At 32.5% G+C, this 15,579-nt stretch carries 18 protein-coding genes; 4 read left to right on the top strand and 14 right to left on the bottom strand.

Annotated features, from left to right (window positions below; translation table 11 throughout):
* Positions 1-99 precede the first annotated feature (99 nt).
* Complete coding sequence (gene pdxR, locus DW911_RS09675) at positions 100-1,488, bottom strand: MocR-like pyridoxine biosynthesis transcription factor PdxR (protein ID WP_118434051.1); 1,389 nt, start codon at positions 1,486-1,488, stop codon at positions 100-102.
* Between the two features lie 113 nt (positions 1,489-1,601).
* Here pdxR and pdxS point away from each other — a divergent pair, with 113 nt between their 5' ends.
* The gene (pdxS, locus tag DW911_RS09670; RefSeq protein ID WP_118434052.1) at positions 1,602-2,477 is read left to right on the top strand and encodes a pyridoxal 5'-phosphate synthase lyase subunit PdxS; all 876 of its coding nucleotides are present in this window, start codon (positions 1,602-1,604) and stop codon (positions 2,475-2,477) included.
* On the top strand, positions 2,477-3,058 hold the full coding sequence (pdxT, locus tag DW911_RS09665; RefSeq protein WP_118434053.1) for a pyridoxal 5'-phosphate synthase glutaminase subunit PdxT: 582 nt from the start codon (positions 2,477-2,479) through the stop codon (positions 3,056-3,058). Before pdxS ends, pdxT begins: the two co-directional genes overlap by 1 nt.
* 15 nt (positions 3,059-3,073) lie before the next feature.
* Here pdxT and fabZ read toward each other — a convergent pair whose 3' ends face one another.
* The 12 genes from fabZ to acpP form a co-directional block, all read right to left on the bottom strand.
* On the bottom strand, positions 3,074-3,499 hold the full coding sequence (fabZ, locus tag DW911_RS09660; RefSeq protein WP_118434054.1) for a 3-hydroxyacyl-ACP dehydratase FabZ: 426 nt from the start codon (positions 3,497-3,499) through the stop codon (positions 3,074-3,076).
* A 2-nt stretch (positions 3,500-3,501) separates the two neighbouring features.
* Entirely contained in the window at positions 3,502-4,746 is a 1,245-nt protein-coding gene (gene fabF / locus DW911_RS09655; RefSeq protein ID WP_118434055.1) for a beta-ketoacyl-ACP synthase II, read from the bottom strand.
* 11 nt (positions 4,747-4,757) lie between these two features.
* Entirely contained in the window at positions 4,758-5,510 is a 753-nt protein-coding gene (gene fabG / locus DW911_RS09650; protein ID WP_118434056.1) for a 3-oxoacyl-[acyl-carrier-protein] reductase, read from the bottom strand.
* Positions 5,494-6,429 (bottom strand): ACP S-malonyltransferase, encoded by a 936-nt coding sequence (gene fabD / locus DW911_RS09645; protein WP_118434057.1) that lies wholly within the window; start codon positions 6,427-6,429, stop codon positions 5,494-5,496. Before fabD ends, fabG begins: the two co-directional genes overlap by 17 nt.
* Positions 6,426-7,487: an NAD(P)H-dependent flavin oxidoreductase gene (locus DW911_RS09640; protein ID WP_118434058.1), complete on the bottom strand. Its 1,062-nt coding sequence runs from the start codon at positions 7,485-7,487 to the stop codon at positions 6,426-6,428. The genes fabD and DW911_RS09640 overlap by 4 nt, the downstream gene beginning before the upstream one ends.
* Positions 7,488-8,414, bottom strand: a complete 927-nt coding sequence (locus DW911_RS09635; RefSeq protein WP_118434059.1) for a nitronate monooxygenase — start codon at positions 8,412-8,414, stop codon at positions 7,488-7,490.
* A 9-nt stretch (positions 8,415-8,423) separates the two neighbouring features.
* Positions 8,424-9,350 carry a beta-ketoacyl-ACP synthase III gene (locus tag DW911_RS09630; protein WP_118434060.1) on the bottom strand — a complete coding sequence of 309 codons (927 nt, stop codon included), beginning with the start codon at positions 9,348-9,350 and terminating at the stop codon, positions 8,424-8,426.
* A gap of 10 nt (positions 9,351-9,360) precedes the next feature.
* The gene (locus DW911_RS09625; RefSeq protein ID WP_118434061.1) at positions 9,361-10,293 is read right to left on the bottom strand and encodes an acetyl-CoA carboxylase carboxyltransferase subunit alpha; all 933 of its coding nucleotides are present in this window, start codon (positions 10,291-10,293) and stop codon (positions 9,361-9,363) included.
* On the bottom strand, positions 10,293-11,165 hold the full coding sequence (accD, locus tag DW911_RS09620) for an acetyl-CoA carboxylase, carboxyltransferase subunit beta (protein ID WP_118607754.1): 873 nt from the start codon (positions 11,163-11,165) through the stop codon (positions 10,293-10,295). The genes DW911_RS09625 and accD overlap by 1 nt, the downstream gene beginning before the upstream one ends.
* Positions 11,165-12,523 carry an acetyl-CoA carboxylase biotin carboxylase subunit gene (locus tag DW911_RS09615; protein WP_118434062.1) on the bottom strand — a complete coding sequence of 453 codons (1,359 nt, stop codon included), beginning with the start codon at positions 12,521-12,523 and terminating at the stop codon, positions 11,165-11,167. Before DW911_RS09615 ends, accD begins: the two co-directional genes overlap by 1 nt.
* A gap of 2 nt (positions 12,524-12,525) precedes the next feature.
* Positions 12,526-12,942, bottom strand: a complete 417-nt coding sequence (gene accB, locus DW911_RS09610) for an acetyl-CoA carboxylase biotin carboxyl carrier protein (protein WP_118434063.1) — start codon at positions 12,940-12,942, stop codon at positions 12,526-12,528.
* A gap of 106 nt (positions 12,943-13,048) precedes the next feature.
* Positions 13,049-13,276, bottom strand: coding sequence for an acyl carrier protein (gene acpP, locus DW911_RS09605; protein WP_118434064.1), 228 nt, complete (start codon positions 13,274-13,276; stop codon positions 13,049-13,051).
* Between the two features lie 205 nt (positions 13,277-13,481).
* Here acpP and DW911_RS09600 point away from each other — a divergent pair, with 205 nt between their 5' ends.
* Together DW911_RS09600 and DW911_RS09595 are read left to right on the top strand one after the other, a co-directional pair.
* Positions 13,482-13,985 (top strand): GNAT family N-acetyltransferase, encoded by a 504-nt coding sequence (locus tag DW911_RS09600; protein ID WP_118434065.1) that lies wholly within the window; start codon positions 13,482-13,484, stop codon positions 13,983-13,985.
* 41 nt (positions 13,986-14,026) lie between these two features.
* Positions 14,027-14,482 (top strand): hypothetical protein, encoded by a 456-nt coding sequence (locus DW911_RS09595; RefSeq protein WP_118434066.1) that lies wholly within the window; start codon positions 14,027-14,029, stop codon positions 14,480-14,482.
* Here DW911_RS09595 and DW911_RS09590 read toward each other — a convergent pair.
* The gene (locus tag DW911_RS09590; protein ID WP_118434067.1) at positions 14,479-15,489 is read right to left on the bottom strand and encodes a glycoside hydrolase family 25 protein; all 1,011 of its coding nucleotides are present in this window, start codon (positions 15,487-15,489) and stop codon (positions 14,479-14,481) included. The genes DW911_RS09595 and DW911_RS09590 overlap by 4 nt on opposite strands.
* Positions 15,490-15,579: the final 90 nt, after the last annotated feature.

Genomic DNA, 15,579 nt, shown 5'->3' with positions numbered 1-15,579 from the left:
TAGAAGCTGAAGGTGTAACTATTAAAGATGACGTTGCTCGTCAATTAACTGAAGAAGAATAGTATTAAAAAGCCACTTTATCATGTGATAGAGTGGCTTTTATATGATGGTATTCATGATTTGAACAACTTCATCAATATAATCAATATTAATTGATGAATAATTCATGATAAAAATACGATCGCTTGAAGATGAATTAACATAAAACTGTGATAAAGGAACCAGTTTGATTCCCTTTGAATAAGCATGATTGATGATGTCTTGTTCACTTTTATTACTTTTTATTTTCATTAAAAAGTGTACTCCTGCTCCCTCATTATATATTTCTATTTTATGTTTTAAACTACCAGATAAAAACTTTTTAATTATAATATCCTTTTTATTTTGATAATAACTTCTTAAACGATTAATATGTCTTTCAAAATGACCATTTTCAATAAACTGTGATAACGTATACTGCTCAAAATTAGAGACAGTACATGAATAAAATGATAGTTTTTCATAATATTGATTAGCCAAACTTTCTGGTAAGACCATATAAGAAATACGAATTGTTGAAGAAAGTGTCTTAGTAAAAGTATTAATATAAATCACTTTGTCAGAAACATCAATACTTTGTAAAGTGGGGATTGGTTTACCGCCTAGTCTTAATTCACTATCATAGTCATCTTCGATAATATAATGTTGATCTTTTTGGTTTGCCCAACCTAATAATTCATATCTTCTAGATATAGGCATAACAATTCCCGTAGGAAAATGATGTGATGGAGAAATATGAATAACATCTATATTTTGATCATTTAATTCTTGGACTGCTACCCCTTGTTCATCCATATTAACATACTTAAAATCAACTTTCATACTTTTATAAATATTCGCTATTTTAGGATAACCCGGATTTTCTAAACCATATATCACCTTATCTCCTAATAATTGAATAATTAAGCTATATAAATATTCAGTTCCTGCACCAATAATAATTTGTTCTGGTCTGACATTCATATTTCTAAAATCTTTTAAATATTTTGCGATATTTTCTCTTAGTTGTAAAATACCTCCACAAGGAGAATTGATCATCAGTTTATCTTGATTTTCTTTTAATACCTCTTTCATTGTTTTATTCCAGGTATGAAAGGGAAAAATATGACTTTCAGTTTGATTACTAGAAAAATCAGCAAGATAATGATTTTCTCCCCCTGTCAAAATGACTTTTTCACTATTAACTTTTTTACGTTTAATTTGATTATTTAAATCCATAACATAAAATCCCTTTTTAGGTAAAGAATAAATATATCCTTCAGATACTAAAAGACTATAAGCATTTTCAACCGTAATAACACTTATACCCAGATTTTTCGCAAAGGGTCTTTTTGAAGGTAATCGGTCTCCTGGCTTAAGTTTACCTAGTAATATGTCATTTTTTATACATTTATAGAGATATTCATATAATGAATCTGACCCTATATTTGTAAAATTATATGTTAACATTTATCTGTTTTCTCCTTTTTGACCTTATTGATTATTTTACAACTGAATATTTTAATATGGTCACTTTTAAGTATAATGGGTTACATATTAAATGTAAAGAAGAGGGAAAAACAATGACAAATAAAAGATATGATTTAAATAAACAATTAGCGCAAATGTTAAAGGGTGGTGTCATCATGGATGTAACAACACCTGAACAAGCTAGAATTGCAGAAGAAGCCGGGGCTTGTGCTGTTATGGCACTTGAAAGAATTCCTGCTGATATTCGTGCTGCTGGGGGTGTAGCAAGAATGTCCGATCCTAAAATGATCCAAGGAATTCAAGAAGCAGTGAGTATTCCTGTTATGGCTAAATGCCGTATTGGACACTTTGTAGAAGCACAAATTCTTCAAGCTTTAGAAATTGATTATATTGATGAAAGTGAAGTCTTATCACCTGCTGATAATGTTTACCATGTTAATAAAAATGAATTTGATGTACCTTTTGTATGCGGGGCTAAAGATTTAGGAGAAGCTTTACGTCGTATTAACGAAGGAGCGAGTATGATTCGTACTAAAGGAGAACCGGGTACGGGTGATATCGTTCAAGCCGTAAGACATATGCGTATGATGAATAAACAAATTGCTGAAATTTCAGCACTTAGAAAAGATGAATTATATGAAGCCGCTAAAAAACTTCAAGTTCCTTATGAATTAGTAGAATATGTTCATGATCATAAAAAATTACCTGTTGTCAATTTTGCTGCTGGAGGTGTGGCTACACCTGCAGATGCTGCTTTAATGATGCAACTTGGTGCTGAAGGAGTCTTTGTAGGGTCAGGAATCTTTAAATCAGGAAATCCTAAAAAACGTGCTGAAGCCATTGTTAAAGCTGTGACAAACTACCAAGATGCAAAAATGATTGCTGAATTATCTAAAGATTTAGGAGAAGCCATGGTGGGTATCAATGAACAAGAAATTGAAATCTTAATGGCAGAAAGAGGAAAATAATGAAAGTTGCTGTTCTTGCTTTACAGGGAGCTTTTATTGAACATATTCATAAATTAGAAAGTCTTGGAGTTGAATGTCTTGAATTAAGAAAAAAAGAGGATCTTGATCAACAATTTAATGGTCTTGTCTTACCTGGTGGTGAAAGTACGGTTCAAGGTAAACTATTAAAGGAATTAGATATGTTTGATATATTAAAAGAAAAGATTGAACATGGATTGCCTGTATTGGCTACTTGTGCAGGTCTTATTCTTCTAGCAAAAGAGATAGAAAATCAAGCAGAAAACTATTTTAATTCCATTGATATGGTAGTGAAAAGAAATGCTTATGGTCGTCAACTAGGTAGTTTTAGAACAATTGAAGAAATGAAACATATAGGTCAAGTACCCATGACTTTTATTAGAGCTCCTTACATTGATCAAGTAGGCGATGATGTCGAAGTCTTAGCAACAGTTGATCAAAAAATAATAGCTGTAAAAAGTAAAAATCAATTAGCGCTCGCTTTTCATCCCGAATTAGATGATGATTTGCGTATTCATCAATATTTTATAGATATGATAGAAAAAAGGAATGTTCATAAATAATTGAACATTCCTTTTCTATTGAATAGCAAATGTTAATTCTGCTTTACAGACAACCTTACCATCAACTCTTGCTATCGCTTCACCAATACCAATTGGTCCTTTTTGTTTTGTTAAATGACATTCCATTTCTAAGACATCCCCAGGAATGACTTGTCCTTTAAAACGACAGTTTTTTATTCCCCCAAAAAAAGCAATTTTTCCTTTATTTTCCTCTTTAGATAAAATAGCAATACATCCTACTTGAGCTAAAGCTTCTACAATTAAAACACCAGGCATCACATGATGTTCTGGAAAATGACCACAAAAATGCATTTCATTGACACTCACGCATTTAATACCTTTTGCATATTCCCCTGGATGATAATCAGTAATGCGATCTACTAAAGCAAAAGGATAACGATGGGGATTAATTTTTTGTATTTCATTACTATTTAATTCCATGACTATTCTCCTTGATATTTTTTAAAGATGATTGTTGCATTATGTCCTCCAAATCCTAATGAATTAGACATAACATAGTTTAATGCTTGTTTTCTTCCGACATTCGCAACAATATCCAAATCACAGTCTTCATCTTTATGTTGATAATGAATTGTTGGTGGAACAAATTGATGTTGTAAAGCTTTGACGGATATAACCGCTTCAATGCCTCCGGCAGCTCCTAAACAATGCCCGGTATTTCCTTTTGTTGAAGAAACACAGACTTGACTTGCATGTTGTTTTAAAGCCGTTTTAATTGCTGCTGTTTCTAATTTATCATTCATCGGTGTTGATGTTCCATGAGCATTAATATAATCAATTTGATCATAAGCTACATTTCCATCTTCTAAAGCATTGATGATTGCTTTTGCTCCGCCTATACCTTCTGGTGCAGGTGCAGTAATATGATAAGCATCACAACTTACCCCATATCCTACCATTTCACAATAAATATGGGCTCCTCTTTGTTTTGCATGTTCATATTCTTCTAAAATCAGCATGCCTGCTCCTTCTCCCATAACAAAGCCATCTCGATCATGGTCAAAAGGAATAGAAGCACGAAGAGGATCTTGGCTTTTCGATAAAGCCTTCATAGCAGTAAAACCACCTATGCCAAGTGGCGTAATACTGGCTTCACATCCTCCTGCAATCATGATGTCTTGATATCCATCACGAATATTTCTAAAGGCATCTCCAATGGCATTTGTCCCTCCAGCACAGGCAGTAACTGGACATGTACATAATCCTTTTGCCTTAAATGCAATCGCAATATTACCTGCTGCTAAATTAACAATTGTCATAGGAATAAAGTGTGGTGATACTCTATCAAAGCCTCTATTTAATGCACGAGTGTGATTTTCTTCGATAGAACCTAATCCTCCTATTCCACTTGATACAATAACCCCAAAACGGTCATGATTAATTTGATCTAAATCAAGTTTTGCATCATTCACAGCTTCTTTAGCTGCAATCATACCTAATTGAATAAAACGATCCATTTTTCTTACTTCTTTTTTATCTAAGTAATCTGTTACTTCTAAATTTTTAACTTCTCCAGCGACTTTTACTTTCATATCAGTCGTATCAAAAGCCTTTATAAAATCAATGCCACAACGTCCTTCTTCAATTCCTTGCCATAAAGAATCTACATTATTACCAATAGGTGTAACTGCCCCTAATCCAGTTACCACAACTCTTCTTTTTTCCATCTTTTATCTCCTTACATCGCCATGCCACCATCAACATGAATCGTTTGTCCAGTAATATATCTTGCTTCATCACTAGCTAGAAAAAGTGCCGTTTGTGCAATATCTTCTACTTGTCCAAATGTTTTTAAAGGAATTTGATTCATCATTGATGTTTTAATTTCCTCACTTAAAACATCGGTCATTGCTGTTTGAATAAATCCAGGAGCAATCGCATTAACGGTAATCCCTCGACTTCCTACTTCACGTGCTAATGACATAGTCATTCCCATGATCCCAGCTTTACTTGCTGAATAATTAACTTGTCCGGCATTTCCCATTACCCCTACTACTGATGATAAAGAAATAATTCGACCATTACGTTGTTTCATCATCAATTTCGTTGCATGTTTCATGCAATTCCATGTTCCTTTTAAATTCACATCAATAACACTATCAAAATCACTTTCTTTCATTCTCATCATTAAATTATCTCTAGTAATACCAGCATTATTAACAAGAATATCTAAATGTCCATATTCTTCCTTTATTTGATCAAACATCTGTTTAGTTTCATCAAAAGAAGCAACATTAGCATAAATAATAGAACAATCACTACCTATTGCTTTTATTTCATTTTGACATTGTAATATCTTTTCTTTATTTTGTGATAAATCAAGATCATTAATAATAATGGTTGCTCCTTCCCTAGCAAAAGCTAAAGCAATAGCTTTACCAATTCCTTGACTACCACCAGTAATTAAAGCAACTTTATTTTTTAATTTCATAGTCTTCTCCTTTTAATGCAAGACATACTTTTTTCAAAGATTCTTCATCTTCTACTTGATATGTTTTGATTGATTTATCTATTTTTCTTACAAATCCACTTAATACTTTACCTGGTCCAATTTCAATTAATGTATCTACACCCTGACTTAGCATATAACGTATACTATCTTCAAAATAAACAGGTGACATCACTTGTTTTTCTAATAAATAAGGTATTTGTTGATTTCCTTTTTCACTACCAAGACAATTAAAAACAACAGGTACTTTCATAGGATTGAATGTTATTGTTTTAAATTGTTCTTTCAATTTTAAAGATGCCTCTTTTAATAATACTGTATGAAAAGGACCACTCGTATTTAAAGGAATGACTCTTCTAGCCCCCTGCTTTAAAGCAAGTTCACTGGCTTTTTCGACAGCTTGACTTTCCCCAGCGATAACTAATTGTCCAGGACAATTATAATTAGCAATCGAAACAACCCCTTCATTACTTGCTTGTTTACATATCTTTTCTAATGTTGATCTTTCCATCGACATCACCGCTGCCATTTTACTATCAATATCAATGACAGCATCTTTCATGGCCTGACCTCTAAAACGAACAATATCAACAACAGTTTGACGATCAAATACTTCTGCACAATATAATGATGAATATTCACCTAATGATAAACCAGCAACATAGTCTGGATTAATTTCATTTTGCTTTAATAAATCTGTAATGGTTGTAGCAAGTAAAACCATACATGGTTGCGTGTTTTCGGTTTTTGATAATTCTTCTAATGGTCCTTGAAAACTTAATTGTTTTAAATCCGGATATTGATCATAGACTTCTTTAACTAAAGGGGAATATTGATATAAAGATTGCCCCATTGATACAACTTGACTGCCTTGACCGGCATATAAAAAACCTATTTTCATGATTTTTCCTCCGTTAATTCTTCAATAACTGCTTTAACTGTTGTCATTTCATTATTTAAATAACCATAAGCCCCACTAAAGATGAGCCCATCATCAATATTTCCTTTTACTGCCTCAATTAATGCTTTAGAAATACAATAAGGTGCATCTTTAACATGACAAGGTTTTAAACAACGATAACATTTAGAAATATTGATTTTTCCCTCTTTAACTCGATTCGTGAATTGATTCTTGATTGCCCTTCCTGGCATTCCTACAGGTGATGATACTAATTCAATATCTTCTTTCTTCGCTTCAATAAATGCTTTTTTATATTCAATACTGGCATCACATTCTTGAGTTGTAATAAAACGTGTTGCAACTTGAACACCATTTACCCCTATTGATAAATAATGATCAACATCTTGTTTTTTATAAATACCGCCAGCCACAAAGATAGGAATTTTAACATCATGTTCATCTTCATAACCTACAACAACTTGTTTTACATCTCTAAAGATTTCATCTAAGCTTTGACAAGTATGATTCACTAAATCCTCTTTTTTAAATCCTAGATGTCCTCCTGCCTGACATCCTTCAATGACAATAAAATCAGGTAATCTTTGATGTTTATGCCACCAACTTCTTAATATCAGTTTGCATGCTTTACCACTAGAAACAATAGGTGCAATCAATACATCATGATTTTTAACTAACGCCGGTAAATGCATCGGTAACCCCGCTCCGGAAATAATGGCTTCTACACCGGCTTCTATAGCTGCTTCAATTAATTCTTCATAATCTTGTAAAGCAACCATGGCATTAATAGCGACAATTCCTTTACCTTCTCTTATTTCTTTGGCTTTTATTATTTCTTTTTTTAAAGCACGTATATTAGCCTGGCGATGATTGGTTTCAAAATCATCTTCACGATATCCTGGATGAGCTGTTGAAATCACACCCATACCACCACATTTAGCAACATTTCCTGCTAAATTACCAAGAGAAATACCGACTCCCATGCCACCTTGGATAATAGGTACCGTTAATGTTTTATTTTTAATCTTTACTGTTTTCATTTATATCACCAATTGGTCATACGCTTGATGACATTCATTCATTAATTCTTCAAATATTTGTTTAACAGGTTTAATTTCATGAATCATTCCCGCAACTTGTCCTGCCATTAAAGAACCCGTATCTACATCACCTTCTAATACTGCTCTTTTCAATGACCCTAATGTATATTTTTCTAATTCCATTAAATCAGTACCTGCTTTTTCTTTTTTTACATATTCTTTAGCCATTTTATTTTTAATAATTCTTACTGGTGTTCCCGCAATTCTTCCTGTTACCACAGTACTTACATCTTTGGCTTTTAAAATTGCTTCTTTGTAATTGGGGTGAATTGGACATTCTTCACTAGCAAGTAAAATCGTTCCAACTTGAACACCACAACCACCTAAAGCATAAGCCGCTAATAACTGTTTACCACTTGCGATACCACCGGCGACAATAACCGGAATAGACACGCTTTCTACTACTTGAGGAACAAGTGCCATGGTAGTAAGTTCTCCAATATGTCCACCTGCTTCACATCCTTCAACGATAACACCATCTGCTCCAGCTTTTTCAACTCTTTTGGCTAAAGCCACACTTGGCACAACAGGTAAAACAATCATGCCTGCTTCTTTCCATGCTTGAATATATGTTCCTGGATTTCCTGCTCCAGTGGTTACAATAGGTACTTTTTCATCTATCAATAATTGGGCCATTTGTTTAGCTTGAGGATTCATTAACATAATATTGACACCAAAAGGATTTTTCGTTTTTTGTTTACAAATATGAATATGTTCTTTTAAAGTTTCAACATCCATGCCTCCAGCACCTATTAAACCTAATCCTCCAGCATTACTGACAGCAGCAGCAAATTCACCACTGGCAATATTGGCCATTCCCCCTTGAATAATGGGATACTTTATATTTAATAATTCATTTAATTTCATATAATCTCCTTACCACTCGATTAAAGTTGCGCCCCAAGTGAGTCCTCCACCAAAGCCTACTAATATGAGCTTCATTCCTTTTTTGATTAAGCCTTTTTCATTCATTGTAGCTAAAGCTAAAGGAATACTGGCGGCAGAGGTATTACCATATTCATCTAAATTCATGTAAAACTTATCAGAGGGACAACGATATTTTTTATAAACGTGTTTTATAATACGATAATTAGCTTGATGACAAATGACATAATCAATATCATCTAGCGTTAATCCTGCTTGGTTTAATACTTGATCAATACTTTCTGGTATGACTTTAATCGCAAATTTAAAAACTTCCTGTCCTTTCATTTTTAAAAAATAATCTTGAGGATCGTTTTTGGCTGATAAAACTTCTTGGTTACCCGCACTATTTTGATAACTATAAAAAGCATGTTGGCTATTTTTTACAACCATCGCTCCAGCTCCATCTCCAAATAAAATACAAGTATTACGATCTTGATAGTCAATAATAGAGCTTAACTGCTCACTACCAATAATAAGTGCATAACGATCATCCATCGTTTTAAGTAAACTATTAACAATTGTCATCGCATAAACAAAACCACTACAAGCTGCTGATATATCAAAACACATCATATCTTGTTCGTTTAAATTTAAACCTGCTTGAATTAAACAAGCATTACTTGGCATTCTATTGGCTGGTGTCATAGTTGCACAGACAATCAAGCCAATTTTACTTTGATCAATGTTTTTGATTGCCTCTTTTGCAGCTTCAATAGCTAAATCAACACTGTTTTTACAGGAAATATGTCTTTTCTTAATACCTGTTCTTGAAACAATCCATTCATCACTGGTATCTACCATCTTTTCTAATTGTTGATTATCAAGAATATGATTAATTTTAGCGTAACCAGTTGATAATACTTCTAATCCTTTCATTTGATCTCCTTTATAAAACGGATACTTGACCTATTGTGCGATATTTTTGATATCTTTTATTTAATAGATTCGTTTTTGATAATTTATTTAATTCTAATATTGTCTTGATGAAATAATCTTTTAATTGTTCATATACTTTTTGAGATGTCACAGTAGCACCGGTTTTAGGTTCTTTAATAATATGATCTATAATTTTCATTTCATATAGATCTTTTGCCGTCAGTTTCATTAAACTCGCTGCTTCTTTTACTCTTGTTCCTTCTTTATCTTTCCATAATATTGAAGCAAATCCTTCTGGCGATAAAATCGAATACACGCTATTTTCTAACATCAAAATACGATCAGCAACACTTAAAGCAAGTGCCCCACCAGAACCACCTTCACCTACAACAACAGCAATAACCGGTACTGAGAGTGTTGCCATTTCTCTTAAATTTCTAGCAATAGCTTCACCAATACCATGTTGTTCAGCCTCTAACCCTGGATAGGCTCCTGGTGTATCAATAAAAGTAATAATAGGGCGATGAAACTTTTCTGCCTGCTTCATTAAACGCAACGCTTTACGATACCCCTCTGGTGAACTCATACCAAAATTGCAATGTAAATTTTCGTCTAGCGTTCTTCCTTTTGCATGACCTATCACTGTCACCGGTTGGTTATCTAATAAAGCAATACCTCCCATAATTGAGCCATCATCTAAATATAAACGATCCCCATGTAATTCAATAAAGTCATCAAATATATTTTGAATATAATCTTGAATATGTGGGCGATTACTTTTCCTTGCCATATATACCCGATCATAAGCTGAAATATTGTTGTAAGCTTCATCTTTTAATTTAGCTATTTGGATTTTTAATGCCTTTTGTTCTTCTTTGTTTTCACTGTTTGATAATTGTTGTTGAAGTTGGGTTATTTGCTTTTCTAAATCGATAAGTGCCATTATTTTGCCCCCTTTGAATGCATTTTTAATATTCTTATAATGGTTGAACGCATATCCTGTCTTTTAACAATTAAATCAATAAAACCTTGTTTTTCCATAAATTCAGTTCTTTGAAATCCTTCAGGTAGTTTTTGTTTAATTGTACTTTCAATAACACGCGCTCCAGCAAACCCAATCAACGCATGAGGTTCCCCAATAATAATGTCACCTAACATCGCAAACGAAGCCGTAACCCCTCCTGTTGTGGGATGGGTAATATAAGATATATAAAGTAATCCTGCTTCATGATGACGAGCTAAGGCTGATGAAGTTTTAGCCATTTGCATCAATGAATAAATTCCTTCTTGCATTCTAGCTCCCCCAGAAGCACAAAAGATAATAAGGGGATATTTCCTTTTTGTTGCATGCTCAATCACTCTCGTTATTTTTTCACCTACAGCCGATGACATGCTTCCCATTAAAAATCGTGAATCCATAACACAAGTGATCACTTTAGTACCATTAATTTTACCGCTCGCTACAACAACCGCTTCATCTAACTTTGTTTTATCTTGTAACATTTTTATTTTTTCATCATAACCCGGAAAGTCTAAGGGATTTAAATGTTCAATCTGTTGATAAAGTTCTTTATATCTTCCTTGATCATAAAGTAATGCTAATCTTTGATGTGCAGGTAATTGATGATGATGTCCACAACGAGGACATACATATAAATTATTCACCAACACTTTTTGTAAGATTGTTTCATTACATGATGCACACTTACAATAAAGACCATCTGGAATTTCATTTCTTGTTTGATGATTGATTTTGTTTCTTAGTCTTTTAAAAAAGACTAATTTTTCTTTTCTTTCTTGAAATAATTTTTCCATCATTGTTCATTCACCAACTCATCTAAATGTTTTTCTATAAATCCTGTATCAAAATGTCCTTTGACATATTCACTATGATGTAAAATGAGATATTGTAATTCTTGATTCGTATCAATACCATCTATCACCAGTTCACCTAAAACTCTTCTCATTTTTCTAATTGCTTCTAAGCGATTAGCCCCATGAACAATTACTTTTGCAATCATTGAATCATAATGGGATGAAACTTGATATCCCTGATATAAGGTTGTATCAACACGGACTCCAAAACCTCCTGGTATATGCAAACTATTAATTTTACCAGGTGAAGGTCTAAAGTTTTCTTTAGGGTTTTCGGCATTAATACGACATTCAATCGCATGTCCTTGTAAGTGGATATCACTTTGTTGGTAATTCAGTTTTAAATTAGCAGCAATTCTTATTTGTTCACGAATCAAATCGACTCCTGTAATCATTTCTGTAATAGGATGTTCGACTTGAATACGGGTATTCATTTCAATAAAGTAATAATTGCCTTCTTGGTCTAGTACGAATTCAATTGTTCCTGCATTACGATAGTGGACTCCTTTAGCTGCTTTAATTGCATCTTGTCCCATCTTTTCTCTTAATTCTTGACTTAAAGCACGACTTGGAGCTTCTTCAATCATCTTTTGATTACGTCTTTGAATAGAACAGTCACGTTCTCCTAAATGAATAACATGACCATAGTTATCCGCTAAAATTTGAAATTCGATATGTTTAGGATTTAAAATTAATTTTTCTAAATACATATCATCATCACCAAAACAGGCTTTTGCTTCAGCTTTAGCTGTTTGATAAGCTAAATCAAAGTCTTCTTCTTGATAACATGGACGCATTCCTCGTCCTCCACCACCTGCAGAAGCCTTAATTAATACAGGATAACCGATTTGTTTAGCAATCTGTTTGCCTTCTTTTTCATCTTTAATACTCCCTGGACTTCCTGGTACAACAGGTACACCCGCTTTAATCATCATCTCTCTTGCTACACTTTTATTACCCATTTGATCAATGACATCACCACTGGGTCCAATAAAAGTCATGCCACATTCTTCTACCAGTCTGGCAAAAGTAGAATTTTCTGATAACAAGCCAAATCCCGGGTGAATCGCATCACACCCCAAAGTCATGGCGGCTGATAAGATATTTTCCATATTTAAATAGCTGTCACTGGTTTTTGCTGGTCCAATGCATACCGCCTCATCAGCTAATTGAACATGCAAAGAAGTCGCATCAGCAGTAGAATAAACTGCTACGGTTTCAATCGACATCTCTTTACAACAGCGAATAATTCTAACAGCAATTTCGCCTCTATTAGCGATTAAAATCTTTTTAAACATAATTATTCAATCATCATGAGAACTTGATCGAATTCTACAAGATCTTCATGTTTAACTAAAATTGATGTAACCGTTCCATCAATAGGTGCTTTAATTTCATTCATCACTTTCATGGCTTCTACAATGCATAAAACTTGTCCTTTTTTCACTTGATCACCAACATGAACAAAGGGATCACTATCAGGTGAACTTGCGGGATAAAAAACACCTACAATAGGTGATTTAACCGGTGTCCCTGTTAATGTTTCTTGTTTATTTGTAGTAGCTGATTGAATCACTTCTTGTGGTTCAACTTGTTGAACTACTGTTTTACCATTTTTTTCTAATTCTAATTTTAAATCATCTATTTCTACTTTCATTTTTGTGACCTTAGAGTCATCAAATTCAGTTATTAATTGTTTTATTAATTCAAGTTTCATTTTATTCTCCTTTGTTTGAAGTTCAAACTATGTCGATAAAAAAAGAGATGCTTTGAATTCCAAAGCATTGCTATAATAAGATTACCCAGTTTCCTGGGTAATCCTTTTATTTATGAGCTTCAATATAATCTACGATGTCTTTAACAGTTTTGATACTTGTTGCTGCATCATCTGGAATTTCAAGATCAAATTCTTCTTCTACTGCCATAATTAATTCTACAGCATCTAATGAATCTGCTTCTAAATCTTCTTTTAAATTTGCATCTAAAGTTACTTGATCTTCATCACAATTTAAAGAATCTACGATGATTTCTTTTACTTTTTCAAATACCATCTTTATTTTCCTCCTCGTTGTTATGAGGCTATTATAACAAAAAGTTTTAATTTGTAAATACTTTGAAGTTCAAATCTCTCGACATAATTCTATCGTTTTCATAAAACACTTGATAAATCAAGGCTTTCAGACGATAAAAAAGATAACATTTATTTTACTTTATACATAGATTTATGCTATAGTTGTGTCAATGAGGTGAAGATATATGAATTTTAGATTGTCTGTAAAAGAAGATATCAATGAGGTAATGAAAATCATTAATCAAGCTAAAGAATATTTCAAATCACAAGGAATTGATCAATGGCAAGATGGCTATCCTAATGAACAAACAATTGAAAATGATATCAAAAAAGGTGAAGCTTATGTTTTAGAAGAAGATGGTCATATTATTGGTACTTGTATGGTGACGATTAAAGGTGAACCTAGCTATAATGTTATTGATGGTAAATGGTTATTAAATAGTCCTTATATATGTGTTCATCGTATCGCTTTAGATAATCAATATAAAGGAAAAGGACTTGCTAGTATTATTTTAGATCATGCAGTTGCTTTATATCCTCAATATCATAGTGTAAGAATGGATACCCATTATGATAATCTTTCTATGCAGCATTTTTTAACTAAATATGGCTTTGTCTATTGCGGTGATATTCATTTGTCTACATCCGGAGATTTAAGAAGAGCTTATGAAAAAAGATTACTTAAGTAATCTTTTTTTTATTTGGACATAGACTGTATAGGGTGAGCATAATGATCGAACATAATCAAAAAGGTATGATGTTACTAGATAATGCTTGTGGCATGATTAGTATGATGTCCTCTTTATCTTTAAATATGTACAATCATATTATTTTAATGAATCAAAATCAAAAACTAAGTTCTTTATTTTATGAAATGATGTTAAGTAATATGAAATATCTTCATCTTTTTTTACAGTTATCCTATCATTTAGGAATGGAACCTCGTTTATGGACATGTTATTGTCAACATAATGAATACTGGTCCCCTAGTTATAATAACTATCATCAATCCTTTGATTCTTTAATGGATAATGTTATTGAAAGTAAAAAAGTCTTAATTGATAAGTTTAACTTACAGTTAAAATCCATTCATGATCCCGATATAATAAAACTTTTAAAATCAGTAATAAAAGAAGAAAATAAGTATCTTACTTTATTATCTTCTTTTATAAATACAGCTAGTTAACTAACAAGTTGTCCTTCTTTTAATAAATTAAGTAGTAATGTATTTTGGTAATTTGTTCCCTGATATGAAGTGATACCATTAAGCATAGCTAAACGTCTTCGATTTTCAAAGCTGGAATCTACGCCTATCTCATTTAAAGCATCAACTAGACTATTTCCCTGATAATCACTATTGCTTAATAATGTGACTTTTCCTTCTATAACCTGATCATTGACCCAACCATCATCTTGTCCAATTAAATATGGATTTCTGGCATTAGGTACAATGCGTGTAATAATACCTGTTTGACGATATGGTCTAAGTGGATTCGTTGATTCACTGGTTAAAAAGACATATTGAAAACGGACGTGATCGCCAACTTGATACTGATTCGTTTCTGTTTGGTTATTAAAATTATTTAATCCTGCATTTCTAATAATTTCTGGAAAATCTTTATAACAGTAATTTAAATCTACCATTGAAGTAATACCTGGTATACTTCCTGTAGAAGAATACTGCCACATATCATATTCACCATCAAAGTTAAGCTGATTACCATAATAAGCTATCCATCTTGTATAACGATTAAATATTGGACTTGTCAATTTTGTACGCCACCAATATAAGGATGCATACATACCTACATAATAATTATTCTTTTCTAATTCATCAGCAAATGTTTTAGCAATATTAGCGATAACTTCATTACTTTGTTTCCCGGTTGTATTATTATCTTCTAAATCATAATAAATGGGATAAGCCATTTTATAGTCTTTAATAAGTCTTAATACATGTCTCGCCTCTCCTAGTGCTTCTTGTTCATTAGTAGCATAAGAATAAAGATAAACCCCAAAAGGAATATTTAATCTTGTACATTCATCAGCATTTCTTTTAAAATAAGGATCATCTTGTGATGGTTTATCTTGACCAAAACCACAACGAATAATCGCAAAATCTACATTTTCCTTTACTCGTTGCCAATTAATCGTTCCTTGAAATTTAGATACATCAATACCATGAGTTATCATGATTTCCCTCCTCATTTTAATATATGTCTTTTTTTACAATATGTTATTTTTTATCATTTTTATATTCTTCTTGCTAAATCTAGTAGAATT

Origin of the sequence: Erysipelatoclostridium sp. AM42-17 (assembly GCF_003480255.1) — a bacterium.
Classification (GTDB): Bacteria; Bacillota_I; Bacilli_A; order Erysipelotrichales; family Coprobacillaceae; genus Faecalibacillus.
The sequence above is the reverse complement of the archived record's forward strand: the minus strand, read 5'-3'. Positions and strand labels throughout refer to the sequence as shown.

Coding starts and splice junctions, on each gene's coding strand:
- DW911_RS09630 (WP_118434060.1), bottom strand. CDS start 9,350: ATGAAAGGATTAGAAGTATTATCAACTGGTTACGCTAAAATTAATCAT.
- fabF (WP_118434055.1), bottom strand. CDS start 4,746: ATGGAAAAAAGAAGAGTTGTGGTAACTGGATTAGGGGCAGTTACACCT.
- pdxR (WP_118434051.1), bottom strand. CDS start 1,488: ATGTTAACATATAATTTTACAAATATAGGGTCAGATTCATTATATGAA.
- fabG (WP_118434056.1), bottom strand. CDS start 5,510: ATGAAATTAAAAAATAAAGTTGCTTTAATTACTGGTGGTAGTCAAGGA.
- DW911_RS09590 (WP_118434067.1), bottom strand. CDS start 15,489: ATGATAACTCATGGTATTGATGTATCTAAATTTCAAGGAACGATTAAT.
- accD (WP_118607754.1), bottom strand. CDS start 11,165: ATGGAAAAATTATTTCAAGAAAGAAAAGAAAAATTAGTCTTTTTTAAA.
- DW911_RS09640 (WP_118434058.1), bottom strand. CDS start 7,487: ATGAAAACAGTAAAGATTAAAAATAAAACATTAACGGTACCTATTATC.
- DW911_RS09625 (WP_118434061.1), bottom strand. CDS start 10,293: ATGGCACTTATCGATTTAGAAAAGCAAATAACCCAACTTCAACAACAA.
- fabD (WP_118434057.1), bottom strand. CDS start 6,429: ATGAAAATAGGTTTTTTATATGCCGGTCAAGGCAGTCAAGTTGTATCA.
- pdxT (WP_118434053.1), top strand. CDS start 2,477: ATGAAAGTTGCTGTTCTTGCTTTACAGGGAGCTTTTATTGAACATATT.
- DW911_RS09635 (WP_118434059.1), bottom strand. CDS start 8,414: ATGAAATTAAATGAATTATTAAATATAAAGTATCCCATTATTCAAGGG.
- DW911_RS09615 (WP_118434062.1), bottom strand. CDS start 12,523: ATGTTTAAAAAGATTTTAATCGCTAATAGAGGCGAAATTGCTGTTAGA.
- pdxS (WP_118434052.1), top strand. CDS start 1,602: ATGACAAATAAAAGATATGATTTAAATAAACAATTAGCGCAAATGTTA.
- DW911_RS09600 (WP_118434065.1), top strand. CDS start 13,482: ATGAATTTTAGATTGTCTGTAAAAGAAGATATCAATGAGGTAATGAAA.
- fabZ (WP_118434054.1), bottom strand. CDS start 3,499: ATGGAATTAAATAGTAATGAAATACAAAAAATTAATCCCCATCGTTAT.
- DW911_RS09595 (WP_118434066.1), top strand. CDS start 14,027: ATGATCGAACATAATCAAAAAGGTATGATGTTACTAGATAATGCTTGT.
- accB (WP_118434063.1), bottom strand. CDS start 12,942: ATGAAACTTGAATTAATAAAACAATTAATAACTGAATTTGATGACTCT.
- acpP (WP_118434064.1), bottom strand. CDS start 13,276: ATGGTATTTGAAAAAGTAAAAGAAATCATCGTAGATTCTTTAAATTGT.